This window comes from Flavobacterium sp. GSA192 (assembly GCF_006386525.1).
Taxonomy (GTDB): domain Bacteria; phylum Bacteroidota; class Bacteroidia; order Flavobacteriales; family Flavobacteriaceae; genus Flavobacterium; species Flavobacterium commune.
Genome location: NZ_VAHC01000008.1, coordinates 37732 through 60326 on the forward strand (window position 1 = coordinate 37732; position 22595 = coordinate 60326).

13 protein-coding genes are annotated in these 22595 nt (G+C 35.0%); 8 read left to right on the plus strand and 5 right to left on the minus strand.

The window, feature by feature from the left end; translation table 11 throughout:
* Window positions 1-27: 27 nt before the first annotated feature.
* On the plus strand, window positions 28-1473 hold the full coding sequence (locus tag FDM27_RS15565; protein WP_071183283.1) for a rubredoxin: 1446 nt from the start codon (window positions 28-30) through the stop codon (window positions 1471-1473).
* A 27-nt stretch (window positions 1474-1500) separates the two neighbouring features.
* A complete protein-coding gene (locus FDM27_RS15570) occupies window positions 1501-2052 on the plus strand; it encodes an acyl-CoA thioesterase (protein ID WP_071183284.1) in 552 nt (183 codons plus the stop codon).
* A gap of 158 nt (window positions 2053-2210) precedes the next feature.
* On the opposite strand, the gene FDM27_RS15575 is transcribed toward FDM27_RS15570, so the two are convergent.
* Complete coding sequence (locus FDM27_RS15575) at window positions 2211-2765, minus strand: fasciclin domain-containing protein (RefSeq protein WP_140487861.1); 555 nt, start codon at window positions 2763-2765, stop codon at window positions 2211-2213.
* A gap of 240 nt (window positions 2766-3005) precedes the next feature.
* Between FDM27_RS15575 and FDM27_RS15580 the strand changes: the two genes are divergently transcribed.
* The 6 genes from FDM27_RS15580 (at window position 3006) to FDM27_RS15605 (ending at window position 14362) form a co-directional block, all read left to right on the plus strand.
* Window positions 3006-5867, plus strand: a complete 2862-nt coding sequence (locus tag FDM27_RS15580) for a two-component regulator propeller domain-containing protein (RefSeq protein WP_219846426.1) — start codon at window positions 3006-3008, stop codon at window positions 5865-5867.
* A gap of 96 nt (window positions 5868-5963) precedes the next feature.
* Complete coding sequence (locus FDM27_RS15585; protein WP_140487866.1) at window positions 5964-7022, plus strand: glycoside hydrolase family 43 protein; 1059 nt, start codon at window positions 5964-5966, stop codon at window positions 7020-7022.
* A gap of 17 nt (window positions 7023-7039) precedes the next feature.
* Window positions 7040-8572: a family 43 glycosylhydrolase gene (locus FDM27_RS15590; protein ID WP_140487868.1), complete on the plus strand. Its 1533-nt coding sequence runs from the start codon at window positions 7040-7042 to the stop codon at window positions 8570-8572.
* Between the two features lie 24 nt (window positions 8573-8596).
* On the plus strand, window positions 8597-9457 hold the full coding sequence (locus tag FDM27_RS15595) for a family 43 glycosylhydrolase (RefSeq protein WP_140487870.1): 861 nt from the start codon (window positions 8597-8599) through the stop codon (window positions 9455-9457).
* 454 nt (window positions 9458-9911) lie between these two features.
* Window positions 9912-12761, plus strand: coding sequence for a family 78 glycoside hydrolase catalytic domain (locus FDM27_RS15600; protein ID WP_140487872.1), 2850 nt, complete (start codon window positions 9912-9914; stop codon window positions 12759-12761).
* A gap of 278 nt (window positions 12762-13039) precedes the next feature.
* Entirely contained in the window at window positions 13040-14362 is a 1323-nt protein-coding gene (locus tag FDM27_RS15605) for a glycoside hydrolase family 43 protein (protein WP_181161691.1), read from the plus strand.
* Between the two features lie 216 nt (window positions 14363-14578).
* Here the strand turns inward: FDM27_RS15605 and FDM27_RS15610 are convergent, their stop codons facing one another.
* From FDM27_RS15610 to rpsA, 4 genes are all read right to left on the minus strand, one after another.
* The gene (locus tag FDM27_RS15610; RefSeq protein WP_140487877.1) at window positions 14579-16702 is read right to left on the minus strand and encodes an OmpA family protein; all 2124 of its coding nucleotides are present in this window, start codon (window positions 16700-16702) and stop codon (window positions 14579-14581) included.
* A gap of 10 nt (window positions 16703-16712) precedes the next feature.
* Entirely contained in the window at window positions 16713-17648 is a 936-nt protein-coding gene (locus FDM27_RS15615) for a type IX secretion system membrane protein PorP/SprF (protein ID WP_071183286.1), read from the minus strand.
* Window positions 17649-17679: 31 nt separating this feature from the next.
* Window positions 17680-20331 carry a gliding motility-associated C-terminal domain-containing protein gene (locus FDM27_RS15620; protein WP_140487880.1) on the minus strand — a complete coding sequence of 884 codons (2652 nt, stop codon included), beginning with the start codon at window positions 20329-20331 and terminating at the stop codon, window positions 17680-17682.
* A gap of 289 nt (window positions 20332-20620) precedes the next feature.
* Complete coding sequence (rpsA, locus tag FDM27_RS15625; RefSeq protein WP_071183288.1) at window positions 20621-22399, minus strand: 30S ribosomal protein S1; 1779 nt, start codon at window positions 22397-22399, stop codon at window positions 20621-20623.
* Window positions 22400-22595: the final 196 nt, after the last annotated feature.

Consider the following 22595-nt stretch of genomic DNA (forward strand, 5'->3'; position numbering starts at 1 on the left):
AGGACTAAGGACTAAAAAAACAAGAACATGGAATTAACACGATTAATAGTAAAAGGAGGCGTTATTTCGCCAGGAGAATTACGAAATATTGTAAACATGAGTATGGCACAAGGGCTAAAAACAATTTCTTTTGGTTCCCGACAAGACATTATTTTTCCTGATGGATTTCAATATTCGGAAACGGAAAATAATGGCAAATTACATATTGTTTATCCTAATGAACAAAGCGGAAACAACATTGTTTCTTCTTATGTTTCTACTGATATTTTCAGAAATACACCTTGGCTTACAGGTAATAAATTCCTGTATGTATTAGAACAATTCAAAGAACAGCCGGTTTTAAAGGTAAACATAACCGACCCAAAACAACAGCTTGTTCCTCTATTTACAGGACATATCAACTTTATTGCTTCTGAACATGAAGATTATTGGTATTTATACATTCGTTTGCCTAACTGGCAGCGCATGGAAGTGTATCCTGTATTGATTTACAGCTGGGATATTTCTAAAATTTATTATGAAATCGAACGCATTGTTAACGAAGAACCTACAATAGGTATCGAGATGATTTTCAACCTTGTGAGTGAAAATTTAGACACCAATAACCGAACGATTGACAAAGCCTTAAATGTTCCGTTTTATCCTTTTCCGTATTACGAAGGAATGAACCGCTTGGGAATTGATCAATACTGGCTTGGATTATACTGGAGAAACAACCTTTACGATTTAGAATTCCTAAAAGAAATGTGTGATTTATGTTTTGATTGCAAAATCGGAAAAATATGTATCACGCCCTGGAAATCCTTCATTATAAAAGGAATTCCAAAAGATCGAAAATTAGACTGGGAAAAATTCCTGGGAAAAAAAGGAATTAATGTGCGTCATTCGCTTTTAGAATTAAACTGGCATCTTCCTGTAGCTACCGACTGGTCTCTGAATCTGAAAACTTTTTTGGTTAGAACATTAGATCAATTTGACATCAGTACTTACGGACTCACCTTTGGTATTTCTGATTACAACCGCGAGGGACATTATTTCACTTCTATTGTTATCGAAAAGAATAATTTACCAAAAGATTTGGAATCCATAAAGATCAGGGATACTTACAATGTTTTGTATGCCAAACATTTCGATCCTAACACCCGTGAATACATCATTCATACCCAAGATATTGACAAACTGGAATTGCCTAGTATTCTTATCGAATTAAGTAAAAAATACTTTAACGAATTAGGAAATAATACTCCGGTTGAAAACAATGCGGCAGCAGCCACTAAAAAAGAAAAACAAGAACATGATATTTACCAATGTTCAGAATGTTTGACTATTTACAATTCAGAATATGGCGATGCTGTTCAGGGAATTGAAAAAGGCGTATTCTTCAATGATTTGCCTGTTGATTATTGCTGTTCTTTATGCGAATCTCCAAAATCTAATTTTGTACTTTTAACAGCTGAAAAACAAGATATTTAAAATCTAAATTACCCAAAAACAACATTTATGAGTACCGAATATAAAACTGTCGATTCTTCAAAAATAACAATCTCTGAATTAATGTTGCCTTCGCACACTAATTTCAGTGGAAAAATCCATGGTGGTTATATTTTATCGCTAATGGACCAAATTGCCTTTGCCTGTGGTTCTAAATTTTCAGGAAATTATTGCGTTACAGCTTCTGTTGATACCGTAAACTTTCTGAAACCTGTTGAAGTAGGCGAACTGCTAACCATGAAAGCCAGCGTAAATTATGTGGGAAACAGTTCGATGATTATTGGTATCCGTGTAGAAGCCGAAAACATTCAAACCGGAGTTATTAAACATTGCAATTCTTCTTATTTTACAATGGTGGCCAAAGATAAAGAAGGAAAAAACACAGCCGTTCCGGGTTTAATTTTAACCACGCTGAAAGAAGTGAGCCGTTTTCAAAATGCCTTGAGACAAATTGCCCTGAAAAAAGAAAAAGAATACCAAAAAACCATTGCCACTTTTGGTTCTATCGAAAATATTTTAAAATCAAACGAATTCAAAGTAAAAGTTGACTTTGAAAAATAAAATGTTGTTATAAACTCGACCGTTTGCTAAAACGGCCGAATCTATAAACAACATCTAAAACGCAAAAAGCACAGTGTAATACTGTGCTTTTTGATTTTGAATGAGTCAAGTGAATAAACTCCAACTTGTCATTCTCAACAATCTAAATTAACAAACAACTATTGTTTTGGCAATAAAACAGTATCAACTACGTGAATTACTCCGTTAGACTGATTTACATCTGCAATTGTAACTTCGGACATTGATCCGTTTTCATCTGTGATGTATATTTTTTTTCCTTTCATCCAAGCTGTCAAAGTTCCACCACTCACTGTTTTTAGAGTAGCTTTTCCATTTCCGGCTTTAATGGCTTTAGCAACATCGGCAGCATTCATTTTTCCTGCAACCACATGATAGGTCAAAACGGTTTGCAAGGTTTTTAAACTTTCCGGTTTTAATAAACTTTCGACAGTACCTTCAGGTAATTTTTCAAAAGCGGCATTGGTAGGTGCAAAAACAGTAAACGGCCCGGATGTTTGTAAGGTTTCAACTAATCCGGCTGCTTTTACCGCAGCTACTAATGTGGTGTGATCTTTAGAATTCACAGCATTTTCAACAATGTTTTTAGTAGGATACATGGGTGCTCCACCCACCATTACTGTTTTTTGAGCATAAGAAGCGACTCCAAATGCCAGGGCAAAAAAGGCTACTGATAATAATTTTGAAGTTTTCATAAATGTACTTTTTTAAGTTGTATAAAAGCATTTACGACAATGGATTCGCTTTGGTTTTAAAAAAATAAACTTTTTACAAAATTATATTTTGCAGACTAGTACTTACAAAAAGGATATTTTCATGTTTTTTACTAAACAATTAGAGACTGAAAAACCTATTTTTGTCATAAATAAACTTAAATAATGCTTGTAAGGATTATAATTATATCTCTTCTTAATCTATTCTTAAAGACTTCTATAGTGGCTCAAACTATAGTTTCTTCAAATTTAAGAAACCAACAACAGCTTCCTATGTCGCAGTTATTCAGGATTTTTCAAGATTCTGAAGGCTATATTTGGTATGGTACTCAGGGAGGAGGTCTTTGTCGAGATGACGGCTATTCAGTGAAAATTTTTAGATCAGACTATACTACTCCTAATTTATTAGAAAGCAATTGGATAAGCTGCATTACCGAAGACAATAAAAACAGAATTTGGTTTGGCACTAGACGAGGTTTATATATTTTAAACAAATATAATTATCAGATTACAGAGGTAGCTGACAAAACCATTAAAAGCTGGAGCATAGATGCCCTTAAAGCAGCTTCAGACGGCACGATATGGGTTTCAACTGCCAATTTAATAATTCATTACAATATAAATGGGCAAAAACTAGGAACTTACAATGTAAAATGGAAAGGAGAATCCCGAAGTGTCTCACAAATTTATGAGGACAACTCCAAAAAAATATGGATCATTCAATGGAAAGGCGGAATATGGAATTTTGATGCTCAAAAAAATAATTTCACCTCTTACCATTGGCCATTTCAAGAGAGTCCCACAGCTATTTTACAAGATTCAAAATCCAGACAATATTGGATAGCAACATGGGGAAAAGGAATTGTAAAATTTAGTCCAGATGCGAAAAATTTAAACAAAATTTACACTGTTCAAAATACAACTTTCAGAGAAAATGATTTTTCAAGAAATTATATTTTGGGAATGGCTCAAGATTCGGTTCATAACCAGATATGGACTATTACAAAAGATAATTTATACAGCTATATTAATTCTGCCAAAAATGAATTAATTCCGGTAGCAATAAAAAATAATTTACCATTGGATAAAATGTTTTTAAATCAGATTATTTCTGATAAAAAAGGCAATTTATGGGTGGCTGCCGATTATCCACAATCGTTCACTTTATCTTTCAATCAAAAACGGGTTAACCACATTAAGATACCTGAAATCAAAAATGAATTAGGATTCCCCGTTGCGCCCAACACATTTGTCTATGATAAAGACTATTATTGGTTTTGGCAAAAACAAAAAGGACTATATCTATACAATAATCAGACACAAAAACTCACTTATTTATCAGATGCTCCTGGTCTTCATTGGGAAAAAAAATCGATACTGATTGAAAAAGCAAAACACACAAACGGTGTCTATACTGTATTGAACGATACGAAAGTAGTTTTATTAAATCACTTAGATGGTAAATTAAAACTACCTGAAACAATTGTTCAAATTCCTAAAAACCAAAGAATTCATGCTTTGTATGAAGACGAATTCTCTAACTTATGGATTGGGACAAACGATAAACTGTATAAATATAATTTAACATCAAAAAAAACAACTACAGTCTGCAACCATATTGGCACAGTAAACAACATTATTGTAACTCACGATAAAAAAATATTTTTAGCAACAGAAAAATCAGGGCTTTGTAAAGTAACCGAAGAAGGAAAAATCAAAAGTTTTGGCACGAATAAGATTTTTTCATCCATTGCTGTTGGTAAAAATAATACCATTTGGTCAGGAACTGAGCAAGGCGATGTCTATTATTTTGATTCTAAAAACAATCAAATCGTATCTGTCAACGAAAAAGCCGGATTAAATGGGGATGCCATTCTTTCATTAGAAACAGACAATTCAGGCAACGTTTGGATATTAACAAATCAACGGATAATAATCTATAATCCCGCGAACCAATCCAGCAATGTGCTATTCAATTCAGATCCTGCGATTGCCATGAATAATTTTCTTTCTTTAGGCAAAGATGAAAAAGGAACCATACATGTAAGCGGAATGGGCGGATTTTGTACTTTCCCATCTTATACAGCATTTAAAAACAAACCCGAAGAAATCCCTGTAAAACTTACTTCTGTTACCGTTGGAGGAGAAACACGATTGTCTGACTTCGAAAAAAACAAAGTAATATTACAAGCCGACGAAATTAATGTAGAGCTTTTTTTCTCGACACTTGACCATCTAAATGCCGACAAAATACGTTTTGCATTTAGATATAAAAACAAAAACGAAAAATGGGAATACCTGACAGAAGGGCACAACAATGTATTTCTAACAGGACTATCTAAAGGTTTACATACTTTAGAAATCAAAGCCACCGATGCAAATGGTCTTTGGACAAATAAAATCACCGAAATCACCATTGACCGATTGCCGGCATGGTACGAAACTATATGGGCAATAATTGTTTATATAATTTTAGCAATAGTAGTTATTTTAATCAGCGTTCATTATTATCTAAAATGGAACAAAAGAAAATTAATTGACGAACAAATTCGTAACAGTGCCATAGATTTACAAGACTTGGTTAATCAACTCTACGGAGATAATAGTAACTCTCAAACTTCAGAAGATTTAAACCTGAAAGCATTGCTTTTAGACATGAAAAAGTTACTGCAACAACAAAGAGAACAAAAAACAAAACTAAATTCAGGTTTAAAAACAGAAAATGCAGAACCCTTATTATCCTCTTTTGATGAAAAATTTATCCAAAAAGCATTAAGTTTAGTCGAAGAAAATATTGATTCCGCAAACTATTCAGTAGAACAGCTTAGTCAAGACCTTGGTATGGATCGTACAGGACTCTACAGAAAACTGGTTAACATTATAGGAAAAACACCAACAGACTTTATTCGTTCCACCCGCTTGAAAAGAGCTATAAAACATTTCGAGGAAGGTTATACGGTGGCCGAAACAGCAGATCGAGTTGGATTTGGTACCGCAAGTTATTTAAGCAAATGCTTCCGGGACGAATTTGGGATAAAACCTTCGGAATACATAGCAAAACTTAAGAAAAAAAACAAAGAGTAACAGTCATTTTCAACCATTTTGTTGTTTTTTTCAACCATTTTACGCTCCAATCATTGGTGAATAATGTTACTTCGTAGCATGAAAAAAACATTAAAAATGATGAAAAACCAATTCTTGTACACAGCACTTGCTGTTATCTTGCTTACCTCCTGTTTTCGACCAAAAACTTCAAAAATCCCTTCAGAAAAAGACATGAAGGCTTATTTAATGGTTTACTTTAAAGATAGTGACCATAGTATCCACATGGCACTTAGTCCCGATAGTTATTCTTTTACAGATGTAAACAATGGGAATCCTGTTATTTTGGGAGACACTATTGCTATCCAAAAAGGAATTAGAGATCCTCATATAATGCGCGGACCTGATAATATGTTTTACATGGCGCTGACTGATTTGCATGTCTACGGGCAAAAAGCGGGATATCGTAAAGAGCAGTGGGAAAGAGATGTTAAAGATTATGGCTGGGGAAACAACCGTAGTTTAGTTCTAATGAAATCTCCTGATTTGATCCATTGGTCTCATACAACACTTAGAGTCGATACAGCTTTCCCTGAATTGACAAACATTGGTTGTGCTTGGGCACCCGAATTGATTTTTGACCAAGACAAAGGAAAAATTATGATGTACTTTACCATGCGTTTTGGCAACGACAAGGCAAAAGTATATTACACCTATATGAACAAAGAGTTTACCCAAATGGAAACCCTGCCCAAACCTATTTTTGAATACCCAAATAATGTGGAATACATCGATTCGGATATCACAAAAATTGGCAACAAATACCACATGTTTTTTGTTTTACACGATGGAGGTGCTCATATAGAGCAAGCTGTTTCTGACTCGATTAATAAAGGCTATCAACTTATTCCAGGACGTAGTGATGGTGAAAAAGTAGGTTGCGAAGCACCAACGGTTTTTAAACGTATTGGAGAAAATAAATGGGTACTTATTTACGATGTGTATCGTGTCAATCCACATAATTTCGGATTTAGTGAAACTTCCGATTTCAAAAGCTTCACCTACTTAGGCCATTTTAACGAAGGAGTTATGAAAGCTGTCAACTTCTCTATACCAAAACATCCTACAGTAATTCAAATTACTAAAGCTGAAGCTGAAAAACTAGCTTCGAAATGGAATTTAAAAATGAAATTTTAATTTAAAATACAAATAAAATGAATTTAGCTAAAAATTGGATTATTGGCTGCTGCTTAATCCTTTTCTCATTTAGTGTTTTTGCCCAAAAATACCCGCAGGTAATTTTAAAAGGAGACTATGCCGACCCTACTATTCTTAGAGACGGCAATGACTACTACATGACACATTCTGCTTTTGTATATTCCCCTGGATTTTTGATTTGGCATTCAACCAATCTTATCGATTGGAAACCACTTACCAGAACCATGACTAAAGTAAAAGGTTCTGCTTATGCACCTGACCTGGTTAAATACAAAAACAAATATTATATTTATTATCCTTCCGCTGGAACCAACTGGGTAATATGGGCTGATAACATTGCGGGCCCTTGGAGTGATCCTATTGATTTAAAAGTTAAAAATATCGACCCAGGACATGTAGTTGATACGAACGGAAAGCGATATCTCCATTTAAGTAAAGGGTCTATGATTGAACTAACTGATGACGGATTAGCTACTGTGGGGGAACTATTCAATGTTTATGAGGGATGGAAATATCCAAAAGAATGGAAAACAGAATGTTTTTGTCTTGAATCTCCCAAACTCACCTTTAAAGATGGTTATTTCTATCTTACAAGTGCACAGGGAGGCACTGCTGGTCCCGCTACAAGTCACATGGTAGTTTCCGCCCGTTCCAAAAGCCCAAAAGGACCATGGGAAAACTCACCAAATAACCCAATTGTTCATACTTATTCAGCAAGCGAAGATTGGTGGTCAAAAGGTCACGGTACTCTTGTTGATGATCCGCAGGGAAATTGGTGGATCGTATATCATGCTTACGATAAAGAAGCTTATACACTGGGTAGACATACACTTATAGATCCCATTAAATGGACAAAAGACGGATGGTTTCAATTGGACGAAACCCGCGAACCTCTAAAAGCGAACCCTACTTTCGCAGGAATGAATTTATCTGATGATTTTTCTTCAAAAAAACTGGGGATTCAATGGACAAGCTGGGGAGGATATACTCAGGAGGATATTGTACTAAAAAACAACAGCCTTTATTTAAAAGGCAAAAGTGATTCTCCAGCAAATGGCCGTAATTTATTAATAACAGTTCCAGGCAAAAATTACCAAATACAAACCGAAGTTACTCTTGAAAACGGCGGAACTGGTGGGCTTATTTTATATTATCGCGAAAATGCATTTGCCAGTTTTACAGCTAACGAAAAAAACATAACAATTTATAATGAAGCAAAAGAAGTCTCAACATTGCCTAACAAATACGGAAAACACCTATTCCTGAAAATCATTAACCAAAAAAACCAATGTACACTACAAATAAGCAAAGATGGTTTGAAATGGGAAACTATAAAAGAACACTTTGACGTATCTGGTTTACATCATAATAACTACCGTGGATTTTATGCCTTACGTGCAGGTCTGGTAGCTACAGGGAATGAAACGGTAAAATTTAACAACTTCATTTATACTGAAGGTGTTTTAGCTCCAAAACCGGTTTTTCGTGATCCGGTTTATGATGGAGCAGCTGACCCTGTTGTAATATAGAACTCTATTGAGAAAAAATGGTGGATGCTTTATACAAATCGCCGAGCTACCGAAACCCAATTGCCGGGAGTAAGCTGGGTGTTTAAGACCCCAATTGGCATTGCCGAATCGGAAGATGGTGCTAACTGGAGCTATGTTGGCAATGCTAATTTTCCAAATCTTCCTGCTGAAGCTGGTGGTGAAAACGCTACATTGTGGGTACCTGATGTGATTTATGGTGACGATGGAAAATGGCACATGTTTCTGAGTATTCAAGCTGGAATTGCCGAACGATGGGGTGTAGTTCCCGGATCTATTGACCATCTAAGCAGTTATAATCTCCGTGATTGGAATTATCAAAGCCGATTTAAATTACCTGTTGGAAGTTATGATGCCGACGTTATTAAAATGCCGGATGGTGTATGGCGTATGTATTACAAAGACCCTAACAACCATTCTTCAACATTTTACTACTTAGAAAGCCGTAATTTAAAAGATTGGTCTGAGCCTAAACTAGTCATGTCCATTAAAGGTGAAGGGCCTGCCGTGTTTAAATGGAAAAACTATTATTGGATGATACTCTGTGACGGCAAGGGTTTCACCACTTTACGATCAGTTGATGCAGAAAAATGGGATAAACAACCCGGAGGTCCGTTGATGCCTGAAGGTTCGGGCTCAGGAAGAGACGATATAGCAACGGCACGTCATGGGGATGTGGTCATTAGTAATGACCATGCTTATTTTTATTATTTCACACACCCTGGACAAGTTGGCGAGGATACCAAAAAGGACGGTTTTGAACAACGTCGTTCTTCTATTCAGGTTGTTGAGTTAAAGCTGAAAGATGGATGGATAGTGGCAAACCGTAATATTCCGACTTTAATTCAACTTGATAATCCGGAATAAAAATCCAATTTCAAAAATTAACCTGAGAACTAATATCGTTTAGAAATATATAATATCATCTTTACTCCCACTCTTTTGCTGAGTCAGTACGCTGTAGCTCGTGTGGAAAGGGTTGAGGTGAGGTTAGCTAAAAAACTATTTTATATATTTCTAATTGGTATAACGCATCGGGTGCAAATATTTTTTAACGCATAGAGACATAGAATTTATAGTTTTTAAAAGAACTTGATAGACGTTTTACTATTGACATAGTCAATCTATATGAAAAATAGTGCCACTTTTATTAGTTCTTTAACGATTTGCTATTAAGTTTTATGTGTCTATGTGTTTCGTTTTTATTTAAACAGAATTACACCCCACGTGTTTGATATAATTAAAAAAAAGGAATTTCAGCTAAATTAATTTTTGGCTTCAGATAACTTTTCTGAGTTAATAATAAGTAAATAAAATATTTATGAATCGACTTAACAAGCTTATAATATTGATATTGCATTTTTTTACATTAAGTATTTTTGCTTCATCTACCCCTATTAATCTCCGTTGCGATTTTTGGACAAATCCACAAGGTATTGATATCTCTAATCCTGTTTTAAGCTGGACTATAAAAACCAATGTGAAGCAACGTGCTATGCGCCAAACGACTTATACTGTATTAGTAGCTTCGTCGCTCGAAAATCTTAAAAAGGATGAGGGTGACTTATGGAATTCCGGTAAAATACAATCTTCCCAGATGGGACAAATCACATACGTCGGAAAACCTTTAAAATCAAGTCAACAATATTGGTGGAAAGTGAAGGTTTGGGATGAAAAAGGAATTGAATCCAAATGGAGCGAGCCATCGCAATGGACCATGGGAATAATTAATGATGAAGACTGGAAAGCTAAATGGATTTCGGCTGTTGGTGCAGAAAAGTATGCCCATTTATACAAGTCTGCAAAAACGGATTTTAATTTAAAACTTGACTTCGCCGAGTTTACCGCTTTTAATCCCAAACCTGAAGACCCCAATTTTTCCTCTATGCTTATTCGTAAAGAGTTTGCATCCCAATCTGGCCTTAAAAGGGCAGTTGTGCATGTTAGCGGTCTAGGTCAATACGAAATGATTATTAATGGAAGCAAAGTCGGCAATTATATTATGGCTCCCGGTTGGTCCTATTATCCCAAAACGGTCCTTTATGATACATACGATGTTACCCAACAAATCAAAACAGGTTCGAATGCTATCGGTCTTATTCTTGGAAATGGCATGTATAACATTCAACCTGACGCAGTACGATATGTAAAATTTCTAAATTCCTATGGACCTTTAAAAGCAATTGTCCAATTACGTCTCGAATACGAAAACGGAACTGTTCAAACGGTTTGCTCTGATAAAACATGGCAGGTAAGTACAGGCCCTATAACCTATTCAAACTTTTTTGGAGGCGAAGATTACGATGCACGGCTTGAACCTCAGGGATGGGATCAGCCGTCATTTAAAGCAGACCAACATTGGAATCAGGCAATTGAACGCGAAGGAACAGGAGGAAAACTCAAAGGTTTGTCCTGTTCATCTTCTCCAGTTAAAGCCATTGAACCATTAAACCCGGTTAAAATAAATAAGATAAAGCCCAATCTCTGGGTGTACGACCTTGGTCAGAATGCTTCGATTATGCCCGAAATCAGCATAAAAGGAAATCCAGGTGCTTATGTACGCATTATTCCTTCAGAGCTTCTAAAACCAGATGGCACTGTGGACAGAACTTCTGCGACTCAGGGCGGTGTGCGTCCGGCATGGTGGCAATACACCATTTCGTCACGCCAAACCGAAAAATGGTTCCCAAAGTTTTTCTATCAAGGCGGACGCTATCTGCAAGTGGAATTATTTCCAGCCCAAAATGAAAGCATTTTGCCAACTATCGAAAAGCTTAATGGAGTGGTAGTGCATTCTTCTGCAGAACCAATAGGAAAGTTTTCCTGTTCCAATAATCTTTTTAACAGCATTTATAGTTTAGTTCGTTGGGCCCAACGCAGCAATATGATGTCGATAATGACCGATTGTCCTCACCGTGAAAAACAAAGCTGGTTGGAGCAATACCACCTAAATGGGCCTTCGCTTCGATATAATTTTGATTTACTGCCCACTTTCCGAAAAGGAATGAACGACATGGCCGATTCTCAATTGGATAATGGATTAATACCAAACATTGCACCCGAGTATTTTTATGCGGTAAAAGACATCAACAATGGATTTCGCAACTCGGTAGAATGGGGCAGCTCGTTCATTATTGTCCCGTGGCAACAATACCTTTTCTCCGGCGATATATCACTGCTCAACCGCTATTACGATAAAATGAAACAGTACGTCGCTTTTCTTGATTCATCCGCCAAAAACAACATCATAACCGCTGGATTGGGCGATTGGTACGACATTGGTCCCAAACCGGCATGGGGTTCTCAATTAACTCCGATATCATTCACCGGAACTGCAATTTTCTTTTACGATAATCAAATTATGGCACAAATAGCCACAATTCTAGGAAAGGTCGACGATGCTAAGTTTTATCAACAACGCACTGAAGACATTCGTCAATCATTCAACAAAGAATTCTATAAATCCGACAAAGGTATTTATGCAACAGGATCAAACACTACACTTGCAATGCCTTTATTTTTGAATATTACAGATCCTCAAAACCGCAATAAGCTTATTACCTCACTAGTTTCTGACATTCGCAGCCAGGGCAACTCCTTTACTTCTGGGGAAGTTGGCTATCGATTTTTATTGGGTGCATTGGCAAAGGAAGGATATTCAGACGTCATATACGATATGAATAATCAGACCGAAAAGCCCGGATATGGCTATCAAATTAAGAAAGGGGCCACTTCCCTAACCGAAAAATGGGATGCCGGCGTGGGTAGCTTTGGCTCGCAAAATCATTTCATGTCTGGTCAAATTAACGAATGGTTTTTCCACGATTTATTAGGGATAGGAGTTGAAGAAGACGGTGCCGGTTTTCGAAAATCAATTATTAACCCTAACCCTGTAGGCGACCTTAAGTGGGTTAAAGGTTCTTATGAGACTGTTAGCGGACTTATTTCCGTCGACTGGAAACGAGACAATGGTAAATTTACGCTCAATATTACTATTCCGGCAAACACCACAGCAACAGTTTATGTACCAGCTTTAAAAGAAAAAAAAGTTATCAAAAAAGGTAAAAGAACTACTCAGTCGGATGGAGTCAAATTTTTGAGAATGGAAAGTGGAAAAGCTGTATACGAGATTGGTTCTGGATTTTACAACTTTACAAGTAACCTTAATTAGGTAATCTTATCATCAATAACAAACTTGCTTATTTATATTATTTCCACACCCAGGGAAAGTTGGGACGGATATAAAAAAGAACGGTTTTGAACAAGGCCGTTCTTCTATTCAGGTTGTTGGGTTTAAATTGAAATATAGATTTGAATTAGAGCCGATAGAAATAAACCTACGTTTGTAGAATTGAGAAAACCTTGAACTATTATTATTATTTTAAATTAACAATATTTATTATGAAATTTTTTAGTGCTATAAAAATTATTTTACTTGGACTATTTTTAATGGCTTATCAAATTACGATAGCCCAAAACCCAATAATACAAACTAAATACACAGCCGATCCTGCACCAATGGTATATAAAGATACCGTATTTCTTTTTGTCGGATGTGATGAAAAAGATGCTCCATCCAATAGATACCTTATGCGAGAGTATCGCTTGTACACAACCACCGATATGGTTAACTGGACAGATCACGGCGCACCATTAAAAACAAGTGATTTTTCATGGTCAGTTGGCGATGCCAGTGCTGGACAATGTATCGAACGAAATGGGAAATTCTACTTCTACATTTCTACCATGAACAAAAATGTCAGGGGAGTTTCTATTGGAGTTGCCGTAGCAGACAGCCCTTATGGGCCATATAAAGATGCCTTAGGAAAAGCTCTCATAACAAACAACATGACCACAGATGCCAAACACTCTTATGATGATCTTGACCCAACGGTTTTTATAGATGACAATGGTCAAGCTTATTTATATTGGGGAAATGGTGTATGTTATTGGGCGAAATTAAACGACGATATGGTTTCAATTAATGGTCCGATTACTGCTTATAATAAAAATGATCAATCGATATTTGGAAAAGGTTTTACTGAGGCTCCGTGGATACATAAACGCAACAAACTGTATTACTTGACTTATGCTTCGGGCTTTCCAGAAGATATTCATTATTCAACTAGTAAAAGCATAACAGGTCCATGGACATACAAAGGAGTCGTTATGCCATTGGAAAAAGGCAGCAACACAAACCACCCAGGAATTATCGACTATAAAGGGAATTCTTATTTTTTCTATCACAATGATGGACTTCCAGGAGGGCATAGCTATTGTCGTTCAGTATGTATTGAAAAATTTAAGTACAATAAAGATGGTACTATACCTGAAATGAAAATGACAAATGGCATACAAGAAGCGGTTGCCACATTAAACCCATATAAAAAAAATGAAGCCGAAACCATAGCTTGGTCCGAAGGTATTACTTCTGAAAGTGATAAAAAGATTGGAAACTTTATCACCTCCATCAATGATAATGATTACATAAAGGTAAGAAATGTTGATTTTGGAAAAAAAGGACCTAATAAATTTTTAGCCACTACTTCCAGTAGGTATCAAGGTGGCCTGATAGAAATAAGAATAGATTCTCGTGACGGAGAATTACTAGGGATTTTAAATACCTCCTACACAGGTGAATGGGGAAATTGGAAAAAACATTCCGTTGATGTAAAACCCGTTATCGGCATACATGATATATATTTTATATTTCACGGTGGAAAACCTCATGAACTCTTTAATTTTGATTACTGGCAGTTTTCAGAATTATGATATTATTAATTAACTTTTAATAGAAGTTTTTTTAAATCTCCTAAATAAATATCGTCAAGAAGGGACGAAAAAAAGAAAAGGTATCAATGAAAAACAATATTTCTTTGATACCTTTTGAACATTAATCAAATATTTAATTTGATTGTATATTCATTAGTATTGTGTTAGAATAATTGTATAGATACTATATAGATATAAATACAAACTACATTACTTTTACAAATTCTTAATCACAAACTCACTCCTTCTATTCAATTCGTGTTGTTCTTCGCTGCAAGATTCACTTGGTTCACATTTTACTATTTGAACTGATTCACCATAACCTTTGGCAAAAATTCTTTTTTCTGGAATTCCCTGGCTAATAAAATACTCTCTTGTAGAATTAGCTCTTTTAGAAGAAAGGTCCAAATTGTATTTCCCATTTCCACGATTATCAGTATGCGAACCTATTTCGACTACCATATCCGGATATTTTTTCATCAATTCAATTACTCGATTTAAAATAGGTTTAGATTCTTTTCGAATGTACCATAAATCGTAATCAAAGTAAATAGGATCGGTTTTAATCAACAATCTTTCTTTGTCTTTTACTACGTCTTTCTCAGCAGCGACAATAGCTGCTATTTTTTCTTTCTTCTTGATTTCGGCTTCTACAATAGCTTTTTTAACCGCAGCTTCTTTTTCAACTTTTGCCTTTTCGGCAATAATTGCTGCCTCTTTTTTCTGTTTTTCAGCCAGAAGTTTAGCTTCATTTTTCTTTTGTTCTATAACCGCTAATTCTTCTTTTTTAATAACTTCTAATGATTTTAAAGCCATCGAAGCATCATTCACTTTTTTTCTTTCTTTGTACAATTTCAAGAATTTGGAAGCATTCGTGTACATTTCTTTAGAAGCCTGAACCGAATAACTTTTTTCACAATCTACTGTAAAAGAAAAACGTCCATCGGCTGAAGTGATACTGCTTTCTATTTCCTTATTTTTAGCGTCCTGAAGAACTACTTTGGTATTTGCTAAAGGAAGTTTACTGTCAATATCAGTAATAATTCCCGAAATGTACTGCATACAATTTTCAACCACTAAAGGCTGAATTTCATTAATTTCATAAATATCATCTCCGCCTTTTCCGCCTTTTCTGTTCGATGCAAAATAACCGTGCTGGGTATCGGAATCTATTACAAACGAAAAGTCGTCATATCCTGAATTCACCGGCAAACCAATATTCACCGGCTTCGCAAAATCGTTATTTTTAATCTCAGAAACAAAAACATCCATAAAACCATAACCTGCATGACCATTAGACGAAAAATACAGTTTGTTATGTTTTGAAATAAACGGAAATTGCTCCTTTTTATCGGTATTAATAGTTGCTCCTAAATTTTTTGGTGTTCCGTAATCAGAACCTAAAATAGCAACACTGTAAATATCAAATGACCCCAAAGAACCCGGCATATCCGATGCAAAATACAAGGTTTTCTCGTCATTACTCAAAGCAGGATGTTCTACCGAATAATTATCGCTGTTAAACGGTAAAGCCGTTATATTTCGCCATTTTCCATCAACTAATTCTGCTTTGTAAATTTTTAGAGTCGAAACCTTATTTTCGTTTTTAGCTCTTACACCATCATTAGAATTGTTGCGGGTAAAGTAAACGGTGTTTCCGTTTTTAGTAAAAACCGCATTGGATTCATGTAAAGGTGTAGCCAATTCGACAGCAAATTTTCGAATTGAATCGGCTTTAGGATTTTTAAGCGAAACCGACATTAAATCGAGATAACTTTCGTTATTCCATTTATATACTTTTTCAAAAGTATAAGGCTTTCTTATTACTGCCGAAAAAACCAATTTGTCGCCATATTTTACTGCTCCAAACTCAGAATTTGATGTATTGATTGGCATATTTTTTATATCAAAACGATTGCCTAAAGCCGAAATATTCTCCAGAATCAGATTCTCTTTTTCAAGATTTTCAATAGCTTTTTGATTGTTGGCTTTCAAAAAATAATCACGCATTACTTTATTAGCCTCATCATAATTGCCTGAAGCTTTTAAGGTTTGAGAATATCTAAAATAATATTCAGCATCAAGATTTTCAGCAAATCTAGCTATCAAAAAGCGATAGTTCCTTTGCGCATTTGCATAATCATTGGTATAATAATAGGAATCAGCCAGGTTTTTAACCACTTCAAAAGAACGATTGCTAATCATGATAGACTCATACAGCGTAATTGCTTCGCTGTAATACGTTCGTTCAAATAAGCGTTTGGCTCTTTGTAAATCTTGTGTTTGCGCCTGAGTAAATTGTAAAGTCAATACAATTAAAATAAGATATATTCTTTTCATTGCTATCATATTAAAAGAATCTTGGTGATTTATCAAATCCTTTGCCTAACAAATCGATATTAAACAAAACAAAAACTTCATGCGTTCCCGAGTTAAACTGTCCAAAATTAGAAGTAGTATAATCATAAGCATAACCTACACTAATACTTGGCGATACCTTAACACTCATTAAGGCACTTACCGCATCATCAAATCGATAAGCAGCTCCTAATTCGAATTTTTCATTGAACAAAACATTAGCCGAAAGATCTAATGAAACTGCCGAACCCTGAACCATCCTAGTCATAAATGCCGGTTTCAACTTAAAGGTATCCGACAAATTAAAAACATATCCTCCTGTAAAAAACAAATGAATTTTCTCAGAACCAAAAGCATTAATTCCTGAGCGTTCTTCAATATGCTTAGACGAAAATAAATTAGGTGCCGACAATCCTAAATAATAATTATCGGTAAAATAATAGGCTCCAACACCAATGTTTGGAAAAACAGTACTCCTATTCTCCGAGAATGCCTCATCGGTAGAAGAATCGCCTGTTTCTAACACAAAGCCATTAAAATTAGTTTTAAACGAAGTAAAACCGGCTTTTAATCCTAAAGACAGCTTTGCCTTAGTACTCACATCAAGTACATAAGCAAAATCAGCATAGAAATTATCTTCTTTTAAAGCTCCGTCGCCTATGTCATCAGAAATTATGGAAGCACCCATTTCGACTTTTTTATTCAAAGGGATATGCCCAAAAAAGTTAAACGTTTTAGGGGCTCCTATGGCTCCTGCCCATTGCGATCGATACAAAACTCCCAAATCTAACATGGCTTGTGTTCCGGTGGCATAAGCCGGATTCACAACATTCATATTGTACATATAGTGCGTATATTCGGGGTCTTGCTGTGCAGCTACTTTTATTACCAACAGTAAAAAACTGATACTTAATATTATTTTTTTCATTCGAAGTTTAGTTTTAATGTAACAAAATCAGCTATCGGTTTAGGTAAAGTCTTCCCTGAGTTGGTTTTTTATTTCCTTTATTAAAATGAAGAACATAAAAGTAAACACCATTAGGCGCTATTCCGTCAACCCCTATTTTGTAATCTGAATTACGACCATCCCATTCGGTTTTAGTACGATTTCCTTTGAACATTAAATTCCCATAACGATTATAAATTTCTAAAGTAAAGTCAGGATAGATAAATTCAATGTCTTTAATTCTGAAAACATCATTTTTTTGATCTCCGTTTGGCGAAAAACCGTCGGGAATAAAGAAATCATCAGGAACGTCACAGTTTGAAAGTGAAACTGTAACTTCTAGTGCGTCCGAATAGCAATTAGTTGTACTTGAAAAATTGTAAGCATAATAGGTTTTTCCTTCAACTAAAGCTGTATTGGCACTCAATTGATTTCCATTTTCAAGAGCATCAAACCAAACTAATTCTTCATTAGCCGAAACCCTGTCACTTAAGTTTTGAATTGTAGGATTATCTAAACCGCAAAAGTTTTGACCATCAGTATCCAATACAACTGCATCTAATTCGTTAATAGTTACTGAAATTGCTGTTCTCCCCGATTCACATGTAGTAGTTGAATTTACTTCTTTTACATAATAAGTTCCTGTAACCAATACTGTCGAAGCACTTAGCACTGTGGTAGATGAAACCGAATCAAACCATTGGTATTGCGCTCCGCTTGGTGTCAAATTAGCTATTGTTCTTACATCATTTTTACAAAAACTAAAACTATTAGCAGCAGGATTATTAGGAATACTGTTTACAACAAATGTTTTGGTTTTATTCAAAACAACTGAACTACAACCATTTGAATTATCTAAAATAGAATTGAGCGTAATTGTTGTATTTCCTGTATTTACAAGAGCTGAAGCAGGAATTGTAAAACTGGCATTCCCTGCGCTAACTGTAAGGATAATATTTTGATTAGCCAGAGTATTAGCATCTGTTAAAGAATAATCAACGGTAATATTGGTCAAAGTTCCTAATCCGGAAAGCTGAACACTGACATCCTGACCCAAACAAATATTATTTGCATTTAAAGCAACTGCAGCAACATTTGGCAATGACTTAACAGTAAAAGCTTTTGATAAAGCCACAGGATTTGAACAACCGCTGGTTAAATTCATAATATTAGTAAAATTCAAAACTGAATTCACCCCAACATTCGGAATCAGAGTAGCCGGAATTGAAAATTGTGCCACTCCATTTGTAACCGTAAAATCCGTTTGCTGACTTGCAGCGACATTATCCCCGGAAAGATTATATGAAATTCTGTAATTTCCATTTGTTAAATTAGTATTTCCTGAAATTTCAACCAGAGCATCCAGTCCTTTACATATTGGTTCAATGGTTACGGTAGCATTATTAATTCTTGGCAAAGGATTAATATTTAAAATATCCGAAATAGTTCCTAAAATATTAGTACAAGCACGACGACTGGCTGTGTTGACAATATTTGTTATTGTAAAAGTATAATTGCCTACGGCTAGAAGATACTCTTTATCCTCATCTATATCAAAAACAAAATTGCCATTGACAAAATTACCATTAACAGTTATGAAATTTGTAGTAGTTCCATTCGAAATACTATAACTAACATCATAATTACCATTAGGAATAGCTTGCGGCCCCTTGGTCAAAATACCATTGTAAGTTGCTGTAGGAATAAGGTTTTCACAAATATCTGAATTTACAACCAGGGTGCTTCCTGTAAAATCCAATGGATCTTCAATAACAATCTGAACGGTTGATTGTGAATTAGTACAAATAGGATTTGAGGATAAAACGGTATAAGTAAAATTATAAGTTCCCGCTCCAAAAGTATTATAAATACTCTCAACATCTATTCTATTATCTGCTAGACTTGTTATCTGATTTGTTCCAGAAACATCTGTCCATCTCCCACCCGCATCCTCTGCTGATAAAAGATCATTCAAGTTTACATTTCTATACAACGTTAAATCATTATTGCTACACAATAGTAAATTGGAAGGAGTTCCGGATAATGGTTTTCTAAAAACGGTTACAAAAACCGTAGCTGACTGTTCAGGACAGCTGTCTAAAGCCGGGATGGTATAAGTATAGGAATAATTTCCTTCCCCTAAAGCTTTTGGATTAATTGTATTTCCTGGTAAAAGTGCATTAGTAACACTGTTTCTCCATGTTCCATTTTGCTGTGGAGCTAATTTTGTACCATCAAAAGCAAGAAATAAATTAAAAGACTCTACATCATTACAAGTAGAAACGTTAGGACTGGGAACACCCGCATAAGGGCCAATTCTTAAAGTAACCGTAGCTTCGTTATCAGCACAACTTGATGGATCCTGAACATAGGTATAGGTATAAATACCACTGCTTCGTAATGCCTGGGCATTTAAAAATCCATTAAAAATACTTTCTTCCAGAGGTTTTGAGTTATCAATCCAAGTTCCGCCCGCTGCCGGACTACCTCCTAAAAGGTTATAAAGATTAATATTGCTGTTAGCAGGATCCTGAATATTACAAATAGTAACGCTGCTATCTTCTCCGGCACATTGCGAATAACTATTTGAAGATAAAACAAATAGAAGAAAAACAGAGAATTTTAGAAGATTATTTTTAATAAAAGAAAGTAGATTTATTGCCATACTGTACTTTTTAGATTAGATTATTGGGGTAACACAATGCTAATGTAAGAAATAAAGCATCAAGAATATCCAAAAAATTCGACAAAATGCATCAAAAAACGGTTGAAATCAATATTTTTAAGAAATTATACTTTTAATAAACTCAAAATCAAAGCCATTAAACCTTATAATTACGCAGCATCCTTACTAAAATTACATAAAACTCTTTTCTCCTAAAAAACTTAAAAAAATGAGCATAAAAAAAGTCCCGATTTTATCGGGACTTTCAATATTTAGAAAATCTAAGAAATTATTTTTTCTCTGATTTTTCCATTTTAGCTTTCAATGCAGCTAATACATCATTGTTATCTCCTAAAGTTGCAGCTGGTGCATTAGTAGTAGATGCAGATGAAGTATTTTCAGTTGCAGCTTTCACATTTTTCTCTTCTTCTTCACGGAAGATAGCAGTGTGAGAAGCAACTACTCTTTTGAATTCTTTATTGAATTCGATTACTTTGAAATCAGCTGAATCACCTTTTTTCAATTTCTTTCCGTCTTCTTTTTCAAGGTGACGAGTAGGAATGAAAGCAACGATATCATCTCCGAATTCTACAGTAGCTCCTTTGTCAACAATTTCAGAAATCTCTCCGTTGTGGATAGTTCCTACAGCGAAAGAATCTTCGTATTGATCCCAAGGATTAGCAGTAGTTTGTTTGTGACCTAAAGATAATTTACGTCCGTCAACATCTAATTCTAATACAACTACATCTAATTTCTCACCAACATTTACAAATTCAGATGGGTGTTTGATTTTCTTAGTCCAAGATAAGTCAGAGATGTAGATTAATCCATCAATTCCTTCTTCTAATTCTACGAAAATACCAAAGTTTGTAAAGTTTCTAACGATACCTGAATGTTTAGAACCTACAGGGTATTTAGAAGTAATATCAGTCCATGGATCTTGAGTCAATTGTTTGATACCTAATGACATCTTACGATCGTCTCTATCTAAAGTCAAGATAACTGCTTCAACAACATCACCTACTTTTACGAAATCCTGAGCAGAACGTAAATGAGTAGACCATGACATTTCAGAAACGTGGATTAAACCTTCAACACCTTCAGCAACTTCGATAAATGCACCGTAATCAGCGATTACAACTACTTTACCAGAAACTTTATCACCAATAGTTAAGTTAGCATCTAATGCATCCCATGGGTGAGCGTTTAATTGTTTCAATCCTAATTGAATTCTTGTTTTCTCATCATCAAAATCAAGGATTACAACGTTCAATTTTTGGTCTAATTCAAGAACTTCAGATGGGTGGTTGATTCTTGACCAAGAAAGGTCAGTAATGTGGATTAATCCATCAACACCACCTAAGTCAATAAATACACCGTAAGAAGTAATGTTTTTAACAACACCTTCTAATACTTGTCCTTTTTGTAATTGACCGATGATTTCTTTTTTCTGTACTTCAATATCAGCTTCGATAAGAGCTTTGTGAGATACAACAACATTTTTGAATTCGTGGTTGATTTTTACCACTTTGAATTCCATAGTTTTATTTACATAAACATCGTAGTCTCTAATTGGCTTAACATCAATTTGAGATCCTGGTAAGAACGCTTCAATTCCGAAAACGTCAACGATCATACCACCTTTAGTTCTGCATTTAACGAAACCATTAACGATTTCTCCAGTTTCATTAGCTGCAATAACTCTATCCCAAGATTTAATAGTACGTGCTTTACGGTGAGATAATACTAATTGACCTGTTTTATCCTCACGGATGTCAATTAATACCTCAACTTTGTCACCTACTTTTAAGTTTGGATTGTAACGGAATTCATTTAAAGAAATAACACCTTCAGATTTAGCATTGATATCAACGATAACGTCTCTATCTGTAATTCTAACTACAACTCCTTCAACTACTTCTTCTTGGTCAGTAGAGATGAAAGTTTTAGATACTAGTTCTTCAAACTCTAATAAGTTTTTTTCATCTACTGCATCAATACCTTCTTCAAAGTTGTGCCAGTTAAAATTTGCTAAAAACTCTTCTTGTGATTTAATTTGTTCAGACATGCTGATAAAAAATTTGTATTCTGTATTCTCTCGAGTTTCTTAATGTGATAGAAAACAACAGAAGTTGTTGATATAATTAGTTGATACCTAAAGGAAACTCTTATTCACCAAAAGGTGCGCAAAATTAATTCTTTTTTTCTTAACTACAAAACAAATCACACTGATAATCACTACTTAACCCAAACAACACTGCTTT